This is a genomic window from Pseudofrankia asymbiotica, assembly GCF_001983105.1.
Taxonomy (GTDB): domain Bacteria; phylum Actinomycetota; class Actinomycetes; order Frankiales; family Frankiaceae; genus Pseudofrankia; species Pseudofrankia asymbiotica.
The window spans coordinates 36,637-52,736 of sequence record NZ_MOMC01000027.1; the positions used below are offsets into that span (position 1 = coordinate 36,637).

Annotated in this window: 13 protein-coding genes; 6 read left to right on the forward strand and 7 right to left on the reverse strand. The window is 73.8% G+C overall.

Features of this window, described 5'->3' with window-relative positions; genetic code table 11:
* Positions 1–42: 42 nt before the first annotated feature.
* The 5 genes from BL253_RS14390 to BL253_RS14410 all read right to left on the reverse strand — a co-directional run bounded on the left by BL253_RS14390 (position 43) and on the right by BL253_RS14410 (position 5,666).
* Positions 43–945, reverse strand: coding sequence for a tyrosine-protein phosphatase (locus BL253_RS14390; RefSeq protein ID WP_076817194.1), 903 nt, complete (start codon positions 943–945; stop codon positions 43–45).
* A 126-nt stretch (positions 946–1,071) separates the two neighbouring features.
* Positions 1,072–2,454 carry an ABC transporter substrate-binding protein gene (locus BL253_RS14395; protein WP_076817196.1) on the reverse strand — a complete coding sequence of 461 codons (1,383 nt, stop codon included), beginning with the start codon at positions 2,452–2,454 and terminating at the stop codon, positions 1,072–1,074.
* A 179-nt stretch (positions 2,455–2,633) separates the two neighbouring features.
* Positions 2,634–3,797, reverse strand: coding sequence for an ABC transporter ATP-binding protein (locus BL253_RS14400; RefSeq protein WP_076817198.1), 1,164 nt, complete (start codon positions 3,795–3,797; stop codon positions 2,634–2,636).
* Between the two features lie 220 nt (positions 3,798–4,017).
* Positions 4,018–4,992, reverse strand: coding sequence for a MurR/RpiR family transcriptional regulator (locus tag BL253_RS14405; RefSeq protein WP_076817200.1), 975 nt, complete (start codon positions 4,990–4,992; stop codon positions 4,018–4,020).
* Positions 4,993–5,162: 170 nt separating this feature from the next.
* The gene (locus BL253_RS14410; RefSeq protein ID WP_076817202.1) at positions 5,163–5,666 is read right to left on the reverse strand and encodes a hypothetical protein; all 504 of its coding nucleotides are present in this window, start codon (positions 5,664–5,666) and stop codon (positions 5,163–5,165) included.
* Between the two features lie 225 nt (positions 5,667–5,891).
* On the opposite strand from BL253_RS14410, the gene BL253_RS14415 reads away from it, so the two are divergent.
* The 4 genes from BL253_RS14415 to BL253_RS14430 all read left to right on the forward strand — a co-directional run bounded on the left by BL253_RS14415 (position 5,892) and on the right by BL253_RS14430 (position 10,346).
* Complete coding sequence (locus BL253_RS14415; RefSeq protein WP_076817203.1) at positions 5,892–6,821, forward strand: proline dehydrogenase family protein; 930 nt, start codon at positions 5,892–5,894, stop codon at positions 6,819–6,821.
* A 343-nt stretch (positions 6,822–7,164) separates the two neighbouring features.
* Complete coding sequence (gene bfr / locus BL253_RS14420) at positions 7,165–7,635, forward strand: bacterioferritin (RefSeq protein ID WP_198946265.1); 471 nt, start codon at positions 7,165–7,167, stop codon at positions 7,633–7,635.
* An 80-nt stretch (positions 7,636–7,715) separates the two neighbouring features.
* A complete protein-coding gene (locus BL253_RS14425; protein ID WP_198946266.1) occupies positions 7,716–9,137 on the forward strand; it encodes an MFS transporter in 1,422 nt (473 codons plus the stop codon).
* Positions 9,138–9,332: 195 nt separating this feature from the next.
* Positions 9,333–10,346, forward strand: a complete 1,014-nt coding sequence (locus tag BL253_RS14430) for a DMT family transporter (RefSeq protein ID WP_076817209.1) — start codon at positions 9,333–9,335, stop codon at positions 10,344–10,346.
* Here the strand turns inward: BL253_RS14430 and BL253_RS14435 are convergent.
* Both BL253_RS14435 and BL253_RS14440 read right to left on the reverse strand, forming a co-directional pair.
* The gene (locus BL253_RS14435) at positions 10,319–11,203 is read right to left on the reverse strand and encodes an ABC transporter permease (protein ID WP_076817211.1); all 885 of its coding nucleotides are present in this window, start codon (positions 11,201–11,203) and stop codon (positions 10,319–10,321) included. The two genes, BL253_RS14430 and BL253_RS14435, sit on opposite strands and share 28 nt — an antisense overlap.
* On the reverse strand, positions 11,200–12,204 hold the full coding sequence (locus BL253_RS14440; RefSeq protein ID WP_076817213.1) for an ABC transporter ATP-binding protein: 1,005 nt from the start codon (positions 12,202–12,204) through the stop codon (positions 11,200–11,202). The genes BL253_RS14435 and BL253_RS14440 overlap by 4 nt, the downstream gene beginning before the upstream one ends.
* Positions 12,205–12,608: 404 nt before the next feature.
* Here BL253_RS14440 and BL253_RS14445 point away from each other — a divergent pair, with 404 nt between their 5' ends.
* On the forward strand, positions 12,609–12,827 hold the full coding sequence (locus BL253_RS14445) for a hypothetical protein (RefSeq protein WP_076817214.1): 219 nt from the start codon (positions 12,609–12,611) through the stop codon (positions 12,825–12,827).
* 121 nt (positions 12,828–12,948) lie between these two features.
* Complete coding sequence (locus tag BL253_RS44735) at positions 12,949–16,035, forward strand: helix-turn-helix transcriptional regulator (RefSeq protein ID WP_076817216.1); 3,087 nt, start codon at positions 12,949–12,951, stop codon at positions 16,033–16,035.
* Positions 16,036–16,100 lie beyond the last annotated feature (65 nt).

Sequence of the window (16,100 nt, forward strand, 5' to 3'; positions counted from 1 at the left end):
GGGTGCGCGAAGGAAGCGCATTTTCGCGCGCCCTTTGGCCCTCTAGGAAAGGTCGTCGGCGACGAGCAGGGCTTCGGCCAGCGCGTCGAGCCGCTCGGCCGTCGCGCCGTGGGCGAGCAGGTAGCCGCGGGCACCGCCATGGCTCGCCCGTACCCGCTCCAGCGCCGCGCGGATCAGTTCGGGCGGGGCCGCCATCAGGCCCGCCGGCAGCCGGCGCGCGTCCCCGCCGCGGCTGGTGACGGCGGTGAGCCGGCGCAGCGCGGCGATCGCCTCGTCGTGCAGCAGCTCGGCGGTGAGCGCGTAGTCGCGGACGATCACCTCGTCGGGGACGCCGAGCAGGTCCAGCACCAGCATGATCGTCAGGCCGGTCCGGTCCTTGCCCGCGCTGCAGTGCACGATCGCCGGCAGCGCGCCCGGCTCGGCCAGTGCCAGCACGGCCGCGGCGAGCCGGTCGCCCCTGTTGCCCAGGATGAAGTCGTAGATCGCGGCGAGGTCCATCTCCAGGCCGGCCGCCTGCGCGGCCCGCACCCCCTCGGCCGCCGCCGCGCCCGTGCCCGGCGCGTTCTCGCCCGCCTCGCCCGTCGCCGCGCCCGTGGCGGTGCCCGGCGTCGCCGCGGACGGCAGCGGCGAGCCGCTGGAGTACAGCGGCATCCGGATCGTGGTGATCGGCAGCCGGCCGAGCGCGTTCGGCTCGCGGGCGACCTCCGTGTCCTCGCGCAGGTCGACGACCGTGCGTACCGGGATCTGGGCGAGCGCCGCGCGGGCCTCGTCGCCGAGGCCGTGCATCGCGGCCGAGCGCAGCAGCGTGCGGCGCCGGACCCGGCGCCCGCCCGCGGCCGGGTAGCCGCCCACGTCGCGCAGGTTCAGCGCCCCGGGTAGCCCGAGCACCCGGTCGGCGTCCGCCGGGTTGTCCAGATCGGGGGTCACGTCAAGTTCGAGAGTCATGGTCCTCAGCGTTCCAGAGGCTCGCGCTGGCGAGCGGTCGCTGTTTCGTAGAAGTCAGCCGCCGGCGCCGGCCACCCGAGGGGCGGGTGGCCGGCCGGTGGTGGGTGGCTGGGCAGGTGGGTGGGGTCAGGTCTTCGGCAGCAGGTCGGTCGCCTGCTTCCGCGCGTCGGTCATCGCCGTCGCCGGGTCCTTGCCCTGGTAGATCGCGCTCTCGGCGGCGGACATCATCAGGTCGGTGATCTGCTGGTATCCGTTGCCCGGGAACGACACCCACGGCTGCAGCCGGGTCAGCTGGTCGAGGTTCGGCTTGATCAGCGGGTGCTGGTCGGCCCATGGCTTCAGGAAGGCCGGGTCGTCGACCAGGCTCGTCCGCAGCGGCAGGTAGCCGATCTTCGAGGAGATCTCGGTGTAGGCGTGGTCGCTGGTCAGGTACTTGATCAGCTCCCAGCCGGCGCGCTGTTTGGCCGGGTCGTTCGAGAAGATCGACAGACCGGAGCCGGAGTTCGTCGGGACGGCCGGCCTCGCGCCGAAGCCCGGCTCGGCGGCGGCGGAGAGCTCCCAGCCACCCGACTGCGCGCCGGCTATGAAGGCGCCCTGCAGGGCGGACGTCTCCAGCATCATGCCGAGGTTGCCCTTGGTGAAGGCGTCCATGGCCTGGGCCTGGGAGAAGTTCGGGGAGGCGCCGGACCTGTACAGGTCCGCGGCCATCGACACCGCGCCGACGGCGGGCCCGTCCGCGAAGGTCAGCGACCTGCGGTCGGTCGAGACGACCTGGCCGCCGTTGGAGCGGACCAGGCTCTGGAAGCACCAGTCACCCGACCCCTTGGTGGTGCAGTCGAGGTAGACGCCGTCCTTGCCGGCCTTCTGCTTGATGGCCAGGGCCGCGGTCTTGACGTCTTCCCAGGTCTTCGGCGGGTTCGCCGGGTCAAGGCCGGCCGCCTTGAACAGCGTCGAGTTGATCCACAACACCGGTGTGGAGAACACGTACGGCATCGTGTAGGTGTGGCCGCCCAGGTCGCCGAGCGTCGTGGCGGCGGGGGCGAACGGGTGCGTCCCGGCGAAGTTGGCCGTCACGGTGTCCTTGCCGACGAGGGTGTCGAGCGGCTTGGCCGACAACGCCGTCGCGGCGAAGTCGAGCGCGTTGAAGGTGATCTGGGCGACGTCCGGCGGGCTGCCGGCCAGCGCCTGGGTCTTGATGGAGCCGACGAAGTCGCCCGCGGTCGTGCTCTGCGGCGGCTGCGCCTTGACCGTGATGTTCGGGTGCTCCTTCGCGAAGTCCGCGAGCAGCCCCTCGATGACGGGCTTCCAGGTGCCCGTGTTCGCGAGGTTGTAGCTCTCGAAGGTGATCGAGACCTTCTGGTCGGGCTTCAGCTCGGGGATCGTCGCCGCGGTGGCCGACGAGGCGCCGGCGGGTGCCGGGGAGGTCGATCCGCCGGTGGCGCATGCCGCCACCAGCGTCGAGAGCAGCGCGAGGCCGACGGCCGCGCGCCCGAGGCGTGGACGTGCCACGTCAGGGCTCCTAACTTGAGCGTTGCGCGCGTGCCCGGCGGACCGCGGGCACGCCTGGGAGCCGCACGGCCCAGGGGCGGGCCGCCGGTGTGTGGATGTGCGACGGAGCCGGCGGGCGTCAGGAGCCGGCTGCGGAGACGGTGTGCCGCGGAGACGGCGTCGGGTGTCGGAGCCGGGCGTCAGGCGCCGGTGGTGGTCAGGTCGACCGGCCGGGACGGACGGGGCACCTTCGCGTCCGGCTGCCAGGTGAGCCGACGGCCCGAGTCACGGCTGAACAGATGGACGTGCTCGGGGGCGACAATCAGGGTCACCCGGTCGCCGATCGCGAGGCCGAGCGGTCGCGGCCCCCGTACCGCGACCGCGGCGCTCGCCGCGTCGCCGGTGCCGACGCCGAGCCAGCCGACCTCCTCGCTGCCGAGGTTCTCGATGCCGGTCACGGTCCCGGTCAGCCGCCCGCGGGCCGCGGGCGCCGGAGCGCCGGCCGGCAGCACCCGCAGATGCTCCGGCCGGATGCCGAGGGTGACCTCGGTCGAGTCGGCCCCGCCCGGCCACAGCGAGATGTCGACGCCACCCGCGGTCAGGACGACCTGGCCGTCGCGACCGGCCACCGTCGCCGGCAGCAGGTTCATCGGCGGCGCGCCGAGGAAGCCGGCGACGAACACCGACGCCGGCTGGTCGTAGACCTCGGTCGGCGTGCCGACCTGCTCGAGGCGGCCGCCGTCGAGCAGCGCGATCCTCGTCGCCATCGTCATCGCCTCGACCTGGTCGTGCGTGACGTAGACGAACGTCGACCCGAGCCTGCGGTGCAGGGCGGTGAGCTCGGTGCGGGTGGCCGTGCGCAGCTTGGCGTCCAGGTTCGACAGCGGCTCGTCCATCAGGAACGCCCGCGGGTCGCGGACCAGCGCCCGGCCGAGCGCCACCCGCTGGCGCTGCCCACCGGAGAGCTCGCGCGGCCGGCGGCCGAGCAGCCCGTCGAGCTCCAGCTGGCCGGCCACCTCGCGGACCCGGGTCGCGATCTCGGCCTTCGGGCGGCGGGCGGCGCGCAGCGGGAAGCCGATGTTGCGCTCCACGCTCAGGTGCGGGTACAGGGCGTAGCTCTGGAACACCATCGCCACGTCACGTTCGCGCGGCGGCAGGTAGGTGATGTCGCGGTCCTCGACGAGGATCCGCCCGGTGCTCGGCTGGATCAGGCCGGCGATCATGCGCAGCAGGGTCGTCTTGCCGCAGCCGCTCGGGCCGAGCAGGACGAGGAAGTCACCGTCGGCGACGTCGAGGGAGACGTCGTCCACCGCGCGGGTGGCGCCGAACACCTTGCCCAGGCCCTCGATTCGGATCCTTGCCACAACCGTGCTCCCGTATGACGTGGCGGGACTGGTGGAGTCCCTGGCTATGTACGAACGTTCCAGAGATTGGAGATCTATGGATCGCTGTTACAAGCTCAGGTTCCGAGATCCAGGTGAACGGTCCAGGTACTCGCAACGAAGCCGCGCGGACGGCTGGGGCAACGCTCTCCATGCCGACGGGACGTGGGAATCCGCAGGTGGCGCGTCTGTGACCGCCGTCTCAGGGCGCGGGCGCCGCCCGGTCCGCCCGGTCCGGGCTGACGATCATGCTGTCGAGCAGCTCCCGCTGCTGCTCGAACTGGCGTGCGAGCGACGCGCCCGGCACGTCCTCGCCGCGCAGCATGACCGCCTGCTGCAGGGCGGTGATCAGCAGCAGTGACGGCACCCGGCTGCCGATCGTGTCGCTGCCCAGCGGCCAGTGCGGCGAGCCCACGACGAGGAGCGCGTCGGCGAGTGCCGGCAGCGGCCCACCGGCGTAGCTGGTGATGGCGACGACCGACGCGCCGCGGCCGCGCGCGATCTCGGCTACCCGGATCGTCAGGTCGTTCACGCCGCTGCCGGTGACCAGCAGACAGACGTCGCCGGCGGACAGCCCGTTCGCGGCCAGCTGCTGTACAAGCGCGTCCGCCGGTGCCTCGACCGCCCGGCCGGCCGTGAGGAACCGCAACGCCGCGTCCTGCGCGACCGGCGACGAACCGCCGTTGCCGACGAGGAGTAGCCGGCGCGCGCCGATGATCAGGTCGACCGCGGTGCCAAGCTGGGCCCGGTCGAGGCCGGCCAACGCGTCCGCGAGCACGGTGGCGGCCGCCTGGAAGACCGTGTCGACGATCAGCTCCGGCGGGTCGCCGGCGCGAGGCTCCCGCAGGGAGCGGCGCCCGCCGCCGGGCGCGCCAGCCTCTTTCCCCGCGTCGGCGCCCGCGGCCTCGGCGTCGCGGGCGAAGGCACCGGCCTCCCTGGCGAACGCCACCCGTAGCTGCTGGAAGCCGCGGAAGCCCATCGACTGGCAGGCGCGCACCACGGTGGCCGCCGACACGTCGGCCGCCGCCGCCAGCTGCGCGGCCGACCACTCGACCACGTCATCCGAGCGCAGCAGGCACACCTCGGCGACGCGCCGCTCGCTCGGGATGAGCGCCGGCAGTGCCGCCCGGATGCCGGCGAACAGGCTGCCGGTGCGCGGCGGCGATGAGCTGACCATGCGTCCGTTCTTACCCGACGGGCGCGCCGTTCGGGCCAACTCGTGACAGGCATGCTGCGCACGGACGTCGAGAGACGTCCGGTACCTGGTCGGCGGTCCTCCTCCTTCTACGGCTCGCTCCACGGCTTGGGACGAGGCCGGGGACCGGCCCGGACGATCCGCCCGTTGGGCTACGCCGCCACCTTCGGCCTGAGCACGTACCAGCAGACGGTGGACCAGCCCGGAGTCGTCGGCTGGCCGAGGTAGTACCAGCCGGCGGGCAGGAAGGTGCCCCAGGTGGGCGGCGTGGTGTCGGTGTAGACGTCGGGGGAGGCGTCGGGGATCAGGAACGCCAGGGCGCTGGCGTCGCAGCCGCCCTGGCCCATCCTGATCAGCGGCTGGCGCAGGTCGGGCCCGACCTTGCAGACGGCGGCCGTCGCCGGCGGCCAGAACAGGCCGGCCTGGGCGTAGTAGCCGCCGGCGAGCTGCGTCGCCGAGACGGGGTAGTCGTGGTTGGACGGGATGTTGGCCCTGGCGCCTGGCAGGCAGTCGCGGGTCGGGTCCCCGCCGGCCGCGGCGGGGGTGACCTGGCCGAGGACCGCGCCGCAGGACGCGGCGGCGACGGTGGCCGTGGCGAGGGTGGCGATCCGGCGGCCGAGCCGCCGGTGCCGTGCATGAGGTGTCCGCTCTTTCACGGAAGGCAACGTAGTGACCACACGGGTGTATCTGTTGACTGTGCGACGGCATGTCGGGATCGTGGAGTGGTCCCTCTGTCACGCGCCGGCGTCGCTCGTGACGGATGCCGAATGGACAGGGTCGGCGAGGTGGCTGAGGCTGGAGCCGTGCCGGTGGGGACACCGCCAGTGAGACGCCCACGCCGGTACGGCGCGGCCCGCGCCACGACCGCGAGGAGGCGTCGGATGATCCGTGGGGTGCTGCTCGCCGCGTCCCGCAGCGCCAGGGCGCGGGAGCTCGTCGTCGCCACCGGGCCGACGCGCCGCGTCGTCGACCGGTTCGTCGCCGGTGAGCGGCCCGCCGACGCCCTCGACGTGGTCCGCGGGCTCGCCGCCGACGGGATCGCCGCCACCGTCGACCGGCTCGGGGAAAGCGGTGTCGACCTCGCCAGCGCGCGCGAGTCGACCGACGGCTACCTCGCGCTGCTCGACCTCGCCGAGGACGTCGGGCTCGCCGCCGGGCTGGACGTCTCGGTGAAGCTGTCCGCGCTGGGCCGGCTGGTGCCCTACGGAGGCCTGAAGATCTGCTACGAGAACGCCGCGGAGATCTGCGCCCGCGCGGCCGAGGTCGGCGCCACGGTGACCGTGGACGCCGAGGAGCACACCAGCGTCGACGCGGGCCTGGCGGTGCTCGCCGACCTGCGCCGCGACTTCCCGGCCACCGGGGCGGTGCTGCAGTCCTACCTGCGCCGTACCGAGAACGACTGCCGCCGCCTGGCCGGCGCCGGCTCGCGGGTGCGGCTGTGCAAGGGCGCCTACCGGGCGGCGGGCGACGTCGCCTTCACCCGCCGCGCGGACGTCGACGCGTCCTACGCCCGCTGCCTCGGCGTCCTGATGACCGGCGAGGGCTACCCGATGGTCGCCACCCACGACCCACGGATGCTGGCGCTCGCGGGCCGCCTCGCCGACGCGCGCGACCGGGACCGGGACGACTTCGAGTACCAGCTGCTGCACGGCGTACGGCCGCACGAGCAGCTCAGGCTCGCGAGCCTCGGCGCCCAGGTGCGGGTCTACCTGCCCTACGGCCCCGACTGGTACCCGTACCTGCTGCGCCGGATGGCGGAGCGCCCCGCCAACCTGGCCCTTTTCCTGCGCGCCCTGCGCACCCGTTCCTGACGCCGCCCGGCGTACCTCTTCCTGGCGAGCCCCGGCGTACTGGCGCGGGGCTGGACGGTGAGCAGTCGCGCCGTTCGGGTGACGCCGAATTCTCCGCGAGGTGAGGTTTACCTCAGTGAGGTTTACCTCCGCGAAGGTTAGGTCGCCCTGAATAATGGCGTCTTGACATTTATAATGCCGGTCGTACCGTCCCTCCCATTTATGTGGTTTGCTGTCTGTGGGGCGGAACTGGCGGCGGTCGCGCGTCGTCCTCGCTGGTCACGGATCGTGGCCGGACAAGTGCTCCGCCTCCGGATGACCTGCCCGCCCGCGACGGCGGGGTGATGGCGGAAGGTGTATGGACATGCGCGGGGACGCGGAGATCATCGAGCTGTTGAACGCGGTGCTTACCGACGAGCTGACAGCGGTCAACCAATACTTTCTGCATTCGCGTATGCAGCGTAACTGGGGGTACAAGAGGCTTTCGGAGCATTCCTACCACGAGTCGATCGACGAGATGAAGCACGCCGACGAGCTCATCGAGCGGGTGCTCTATCTGGGCGGGCACCCCAACCTCCAGCGGCTGCACACGCTGGHCATCGGCGAGAACGTGCCCGAGCAGCTCAGCCTTGACCGCAAGCACGAGGAGCGGTCGGTCGACGTGCTGCGCCCCGGCATCGCGCTGTGCCGGGAGCGCGGCGACATCGGCTCCGCTCTGCTGCTCGAGCGGATCCTGCACGACGAGGAGGAGCACATCGACTGGCTCGACGCCCAGCACGACCTGATCGCGCAGATCGGAACCGAGAACTACCTGGCTCAGCAGATCCACGACTGAGCGCCGGTCGCCAGCCCGCGTGGCCGCCGCGGAACGCTAGGCGTCTCATATCTCAGAATATGAGATTGTAGTATCAGAGTATGAGAAACGTGGGTGCGGGCTACCGATGGGTGGTGCTCGCGGTCGGGACCGTGGCGCAGGCGACCACCAGCGCGTACTTCCAGGGGCTCGCCGGGATCGGGCCGGCGCTGCGGGCCGAGCACGGGCTGACGCTCGGGGGGCTGGGACTGCTGCTGGCCTGCCCGACGGCCGGCATCCTGCTGACGCTGCTCGCCTGGGGACCGGTGGTCGACCGGTACGGGGAGCGCCCGGCGATGACGGCCGGGCTCGCCGGCGCGGCGGGGTGCCTGTTCGGCGCCGGGCTCGGCCACGGCCTCGCCACCCGGGCGGTGCTGCTGGCGCTGGCCGGGGCGGCCGGGGCCAGCGTCACGACGGCGAGTGGCCGTGCGGTGCTGACCTGGTTCCCCGGCGCTCGCCGCGGCGTCGCGATGGGGATCCGCCAGTGCGCCGTGCCCGCCGGCTCGGGGCTCGCCGCCGCCGGGCTGCCGGCGGTGACCGGCCACTTCGGCGTCGCCGCCGCCTTCTACGCCCTCGCGGCCTGCTGCCTGGCCGCGGGCATCGCGGTCGTCGCGTTCATCCGGGAACCACCGGAGGCCCTGCGCGAGGACACCCCAAAGCCGGCGGCCGCGCGACCGGCGCGACCCGCGCGGCCCGTGGGGCCGGCGGGATCCGCGGCGCCTGGCGTCGCGGGCTCAGCGGCGGCGTCGTCGACCCGGGACGTGCTGCGTGACCGGCGCCTGTGGCGGCTGAGCGCGGCCGCGGGGCTGCTGGTCGTGCCGCAGTTCACCATGGTCGCGTTCCTGGTGGAGGTGCTGCACGACGACCGGGGGATGAGCGCCCAGCGCGCGGCCGTCGTGCTGACCGTCGCGCAGGCGGCGGGCGCGCTCGCGCGCATCCTGGTCGGCGCGTGGAGCGACCGGGTGGGGGCCAGGCTGCGCCCGTTGCGGGTGCTCGCCGTCGCCGCCGCGGTGGGGATGGTGGCCGCCGCCGGGGCGACCGTCGCCGCGCCCGTCGGCCTGCTCGCGGTGGTGCTGGTGCTGGTCACGGCCGTGACCGTCTGCTGGAACGGGCTGGCGTTCACCGCGGCCGGCGAGCTCGCGCCACCCGGCCGGGCGGCGACCGCGATGGCCGCGGAGAACACGCTGAACTTCGTCGCCGCCGCCGCGACGCCGCCGCTCGTCGGCCTGCTCGTCACGGGGACCGGCTGGTCCCGCGCGTTCCTGCTGGTCGCGGCCGCCCCCATCGTCGCCGCGGTAACCCTGCGCCCCATCCTCGAACGCAGGCCACCGCACCCACCGCACCCACCGCACCCACCGATCGCCCGGCCAGACGCCGTGACCCCGGTGCCCAACCCGGTGCCACCGCCCGCGCGCCGCGCCGCCGACAGCCTCCTGTGCACCGACCCCTCCGCGGGGTCCCCGCCGATTGGCGGCCGAGCCTGACAGGCGCGACGTCCTGACAGGCATCGACCCCCCGCGTCGCGAATCGGTGGGGGAGGTCCCGTTCGGCAATGCGCCCGCTGGCCTTCATGTTCGCGACGTCCGGACGGGCTAACGGGAGACCGGTTTCGCCGCTATCGTGTGGCCCATGCGAGGCGCTGACGGCGTGTCCACCGCCGCCGGGGCGTCTCGCCCACCGTGCTGATCGTCGTCGCGCTCAGCCTCCTCGCCGCGTTCCTGTGGGCGTGGTCGGCCGTCCTGCAGCAACGGGCCGCGATCCGGGCGAGCCGCCGCGGCTCGCCCGCGCTCGACCGGGTCGTCCCCGGGCACGGCCTGATGCTTGCCCTGATGCGTGACCCGCTGTGGTTCGCCGGCTGGCTGGCCAACCTCGGAGGCTTCGTCGTCCAGGCGGGGGCGCTCTATCTGGGCTCGGTGGCGGTCGTGCAGCCGCTCATCGTGGCGCAGCTGCTGTTCGCGCTGCCGCTGTCCCGGGTCGGCTCGGGCCGCCCGCTGCCGCACGGGGCCTGGTGGGCCGCCGGCGCGGTGTCCGCGGGGCTCGCCGTCCTGCTGACGGTGCGCGGCAAGCCGCCCGCGGTCGTGCACGTCGACGACGCGCGTCTCCTCGCCGCCATCGCGGTCACGGTCGCGGTCGCCGTCACGATCACGATGGTGTCCCTCGGCCAGCCCCCGTCGTTGCGGGCGCCGATGTTCGGCATCGCCGGCGGGTTCTTCTACGCGCTCAACGCGGTGCTCATCAAGCGCACCGTCGGGCTCGCCGTCGACCACGGCTTCGTCGCGCTGGCGACCTCGTGGTACGTCTACGCGCTGATCGTGGCGATGATCACGAGTATGACGCTCAGCCAGACGGCCTACGCCTCCGGGCCGTTCGCCGGCGCGGTGACCGGCATGAACATCACCAACCCGGTCGTGTCGTACCTGCTCGCCGTGCTCGTCTACGGCGTCCCGGCGCCGACCGCGCCCCACCAGGTCGTCGGGATCGTGGCCGCGGCCGTGCTGGTCGTCGCCGGCGTCGTCGGCCTCGCGCGGATGCTCCCGCCCCTGCTCCCCGCGGGCCCCACGGGCCCGGCGGGCCCGGAGAGCACCCCGGCCGTCGTGCCCGCGGTGCCCACCCAGCCGCCCACCCGGCGCCGCCGGGTGGGCGGCGCCGGGCGGCGGCCTCAGGCTCAGGCGTCCCGACGGACCATCGTGTAGGCGGCGGCGCCGAGGCCGACGACGAGCCAGATGATCAGGACGATCAGGCCGCCCAGCGGGGTCATCACGCTGTCCGTGTCACGGACCACCGTGACCAGCGCCTCGCCGGCGCCGTCGGGCACGAACTTGTGGATGTTGCTCCAGTCGCCGGGCAGCAGGCCGGTGATGATCGGAACCACGAAGATCAGGCCGAGCAGCGCGGCGATCGAGCCGCCGGTGCTGCGGATCAGGGACCCGAGCACCAGTCCGAGCAGGCCGATCGAGGTGACGAAGAACGCCCCACCGAGCAGCACCCGGATGACGTGCGGATCGCCGATCGAGACGCCAAGGCCGATCTGGTGGAGGATCGCCTGCCCGCAGAAGAACGCGGCGAGGATCGAGACCAGGGACAGCACGAAGCTGGCGACGCCGAACACGGCGGCCTTCCCGAACAGCACCGGCAGCCGGTGCGGGRCCGCGCCGAGCGACGTGCGGATCATCCCGGTCGAGTACTCGCCGGTGATCAGCAGCACGCCGAGAACCCCGATGGCGATCTGGGAGAAGTACCCGCCGACCAGGCTCGTCATCACCGGCTCGGTGAAGTTCTCGGCCCGCTCCTGCGCGGTCGAGTTGTGCCACTCCGAGACGGTGATGGCCGGGATCAGGCAGCCGAAGCCGATCGTGACCACGAACGCCGCGAGCATCGTCCACATCGTCGAGCGCAGGGACGTGAGCTTCGTCCACTCGGAGCGCAGGACCCGGGACATCGTGACCCTGGCGTTCACGTGGAACGCGGCCGGCTGCCGGTTGGTCGCCGTCGCCCGCGGCGTGGCAGGGGGCGAGAGGGTCTCGCCGGGCCCCAGTGGTGTGGCGGTCATGCCTGCCCCCTCGCGGTGGTCGCGCCGGCCCCGACGGAGCCCTGGTCCGCGGCGCCGCCGGCGGCGGTCGCGGCGGCCGGGACGCGCGGTGGCTGCGGCTGGCCGTGGTTGTACTCGACGGCGTCACGGGTGATGTCCATGAACGCGTCCTCCAGCGACACCTGCCGCGGGGTGAGCTCGTGCAGCGGGATGCCCGCCTCGAACGCCAGGTCGCCGATCCGCTGCGAGGTCAGGCCGTTGACAGCCAGCGTGTCCAGCCCGGTGGGCGTGGTCTTCGCGTTCTCGCGGTCGAGCACCTCGGCGAGCCGGCCGGCCTGAGGTGAGCGCACATGCACCAGGTCGCCGGAGGCGGACCGGATGAAGTCCTCGACGGAGGTGTTCGCGATCAGCCGGCCGCGGCCGACGACGATGAGGTGGGTGGCGGTCAGCGCCATCTCGCTCATGAGGTGCGACGAGACGAAGATGGTCCGGCCCTCGGCCGCCAGCGTCTGCAGCAGGGTACGGATCCAGCGGATGCCCTCGGGGTCAAGCCCGTTGACCGGCTCGTCGAGGATGAGCACCCCGGGATCGCCGAGCATCGCCGACGCGATTCCCAGGCGCTGCCCCATGCCGAGCGAGAAGCCGCCGACCCGCTTGCCCGCCACGTCGGACAGGCCCACCAGGCCCAGCACCTCGTCGACCCGCCGGCGGGGGATGCCCTGCGTCTGCGCGACCGCGAGCAGGTGCTTGTAGGCCGACCGGCCGGTGTGCACGGCCTTCGCCTCGAGCAGCACGCCGACCTCGCACAGCGGGGCGGAGAAGTCCCGGTACGCACGGCCGTTGACCGTGATCTTGCCCTTGGTCGGCCGGTCGAGGCCGATCGCCATCCGCATCGTCGTGGACTTGCCCGCGCCGTTCGGGCCCAGGAACCCGGTGACCACACCCGGCTGGACGCTGAACGTGAGGTCGTCGACAGCTGTCTTGCTGCCATACCGCTTTGTAAGGCTGCGCGCCTCTATCATCCGCCTACCTCGGGGGTCTATCGGCTGTCCGTCACATCCACCTTAGGGGCACCCCGTGGGCCCTCCCGACCCCGGAGGGTGGCGACATGCCGGCTTCGACGTGTACGCCGGGTGACGCCCGCCGAGCCGCGAACACGCGGCCACCTGGCCTGGCTGCTCGGCGTGACCATTCGCGCAGGTCAGTTGCGCGCGGCCTTCGGGGGGACCGAGAGGGCGTGAGCGGCGCGCCCTCGTAGGGCGGGTTCCTGTCCGGTATCCGACAGCCGCCCCGACGGGTAGGGCGGTCGGCTCGGACAGGAATCGGGCACCTGCCCGATGTCCTCACCCCCGTCCGACGGTGATCGTGGAGAGCGACACACGAGGACGGGACACGCGCCGAGGGGCGCGAGAGGACGTGACAGACGATGTTGTCCTGGCAGATCGCGGCGGCGGCGGCGGGCGAGCACGGAGACCAGCTACGGCGGGACGCCGCGGCGTCCCGCTCGGCGCGGGCGGCGCGGGCGGGCGCCGATGAGACACCGGCGAACGGGCGGCTGGCGCTCGACCCGGAGGAGGTCTACCCCGACGAGCCGGCCGAGGGCCGGGGCGCCCGGCGGCGGACGTCGACCGGACGGCGGCGCTGACCGCGATTTCGACGTGACAGCACCCTCACAGCAGCGACAGCACCGTGAAAGTGATGAGGACTGCCGGCCTGAGGCCGAAAACCGGGTGGAGTTGTCGCAGCTGTCAGCCAGACTAGGAGTCATGACGCAACTCGCCAGCTCGGTGTTCGTCGGCCGCGCGGCCGAGCTCGCCCGGCTCGAGGGCGCGCTGCGGCGCGCGGCCGACGGCGACGGCGCGGGCGTCATCATCGGCGGCGAGGCCGGCGTCGGCAAGACTCGGCTGGTCGAGGAGGTCGCCGCCCGGGCGGCCGCGGCGGGGCACACCGTGCTCGCCGGCGGCTGCGTCGAGCTCGAGGGCGACGGGCTGCCGCTCGCCCCGGTCGTCGAGGCGTTACGTGGGCTCGCCCGCCGGATCGGCCCGGAGGCGCTCGCGCGGCTCGCGGGCGGGCGCCGCGACGAGCTGGCTCGCCTCCTGCCCGAGGTCGCCGGCCCCGTGGCCATCCCCGCGGCCGCGGCTGACGACGCACAGGGGAACGGCATCGGCAACGGCATAGGCCGGCTGTTCGACCTCGTGCTCGGCGTCGTCGAGACGCTGTCGGCCGAGCACCCGGTGCTGTTCGTCATCGAGGACCTGCACTGGGCGGACCACTCGACCCGGGCGCTGGCCGCGTTCCTGCTGCGCAACCTGCGCGGCTGCCGGGCGACACTGGTCCTGACCTACCGGGCCGACGGCGTCGGCCCGGGCCACCCGCTGCGGACCTTCCTGGCCGAGTCCGAGCGGCTGCGCTGGATGTCCGGCTCGGAGCGGCTGCGCTGGGTCGAGCGGATCGAGCTCGCCCGGTTCGGCCGGGCCGACGTGACCGAGCTGGTCGCGGCGATCCTCGGCGAGGCACCCCCGGACCAGCTTGTCGACGCTGTCATGGCCCGCTCGGACGGCAACGCGTTCTTCGTCGAGGAGCTCGTCTGCGCCGCCGGCGCCGGCGGGGTCGACACGATCAGCCCGACTCTGCGTGACGCGCTGCTCGCCCGGATCGAGGCGCTGCCAGCGGCGACGCGCCACCTGCTGCGGGTCGCGGCCGCCGGCGGCCAGCGCGTCGAGCACCGGCTCCTCGCCGCGGTCCTGGGTCTGCCCGAGGAGCAGCTGTGGGACGCGCTGCGCGCGGCCGTCGCGACTGGTGTGCTCATGGTCGCCCCGGCGGACGACGCCTACTGCTTCCGGCACGCGCTGACCCGCAGCGCCCTGCGCCATGAGGCGCTGCCCGGCGAGCTGTCCCACCTGCACCGGCGCTACGCGCAGGCGCTGGAGGCCGACCCCGGCCTGGTCGGCGGTGGCGCGCGGGCCGCGGCGGCGGTCGCCTACCACTGGTACGCGGCCTGTGACCATTCCAGGGCGCTGCCCGCCCTGCTGACCGCGGCCCGTGCCGCGGCCTGCGCCTACGCCTTCGCCGAGGCCCTGCGGCACTACGAGCGGGCGCTCGCGAGCTGGGACGAGGTGCCCGACGCGGCCGAGCGGGCCGGCCTCGACCACCTGGGGGTCCTGGAGGCCGCGATCACGGCGGCGAAGATGGCCGGTGAGCTGCGCCGCGGGCTGGACCTTGTCGCCCGGGCGCGCGCCGAGGCCGCCCTTCTCGGGGACCCGGTACGCCTGGCCCTGGCGCTGACGGAACAGAGCTTCCTGCTGCGCATGCGCGGCCACTCGGACGGGGTCGCGGAGGCGCGGGAGGCCCTCCGGGTGATGCCCGCCGAGCCGCCTACCCCGACGCGGGCGAAGATTCTCGTCTCGCTGGGCAAGGCGCTGTCGATGGTCCCCCGGCGCGCCGCCGCGCTGGAGGCGATCGAGGAGGCGCTGGCGATCGCCCGTGCCACCGGCGCGCGCCGGGTGGAGGCGACGGCGCTGATGACCACCGGCTGCCTCGCCAGCACCTGGACCCTGCCGGAAGACGCGCGCCTGGGCCGGGCGATCGCCCACGAGCTGAACGACGACGACCTGCTGCTGTCCAGCTACACCAACGAGTCCGACACCTGGCTCGGCGGCTGCCGGTTCGACGAGGCGGTCGCCGCCGGGCGAGAGGGCCTGCGGCTGGCCCGTCGGCTCGGCCAGGAACGCACCCACGGTCTGATCATCGCGGGCAACGTCATCGAGGCGCTGTTCGGCGCGGGCCGCTGGGACGAGGCCGAGAAGCTGCTCGCCGAGACCACCGAGCTCGCCCCGATGGGAATCCACGCGCTGTTCCTGGAGCAGCTGCGGGGCGAGCTGGCGCTCGCCGGCGGCCGGCTCGACGAGGCCGCGACGGCGTTGGCCTCGGCCGAGGGCACACTCACCCACCGCTACCTCGGCAGCCAGTACACGATGCCGCTGCTGCGGCTGCGCATCGACCTGGACGTGCGCCGCGGCGAGCCGGGAGCGCTGACCGACGGCGTCGCCGGCGCCCTGTCGGCCGTGCGCGCCGTCGAGACGTTCGACTTCACCGACGTCGTCCGCTACGCGGCTCCGCTGCTCGCGTCCGCCATGGGTGCCACCGCCGAGGCGGCGGGCGTCGCCAGGGCCCTGCGCGCCGGGGACGACCTGCGCCGGGCTCTCGACGCGGCCGGCAGGGTCGCCGCGCTGGCGGCCGAGATGCCGTTCGAGCGGGCCGTGTCCGGCGAGGCCTGTAGCACGGTGATCGACGGGGAGCTGGCCAGGGCCGAGGGCCGGCCGGACCCGGAGGCATGGGAGCGCGCGGCGAAGTCCTGGGCCGCGCTCGGCGTTCCCTATCAGTCGGCTCGGGCGCGCTACCGGCGGGCGGAGGCGCTGCTCGCCGTCGGCGACCGGGCGGCGGCCGGCGACGAGCTGCGCGCCGCCGCGGTCGCCGCGGACACGCTCGGCGCGCATCTGCTGCGCCACGATCTGCGCCTGCTCGCGGCACAGGGCCGCCTCGTGCTTCCCGGCCCGGAGAGTGGGCCGGAGACGGCCCACGGCGAGTGTGCGGCCGCCACCACGGATGGGCCGCCGCTTGGCCTGACCGCGCGGGAGGTCGATGTGCTGCGTCTCGTCGCCGCGGGCAGCACCAACCCGCAGATCGCCGCGGCGCTGTTCATCAGCCGCAAGACGGCGAGCACCCACGTCTCGAACATCCTCGGCAAGCTGGGCGTCACCAGCCGAGGCGAGGCGGCCGCCGTCGCTCACCGCCTGCGCCTGTTCGACGGCGGCGACGTCGCGGTCTCGGGGCCTCCCGGCGCGGGTCGCTAGTTCCGCCTCAACGAGGGTTCCGCGCGCCGCCAGCGCCGAGCCGGGTCAGGGGATAGGGGTTAGGG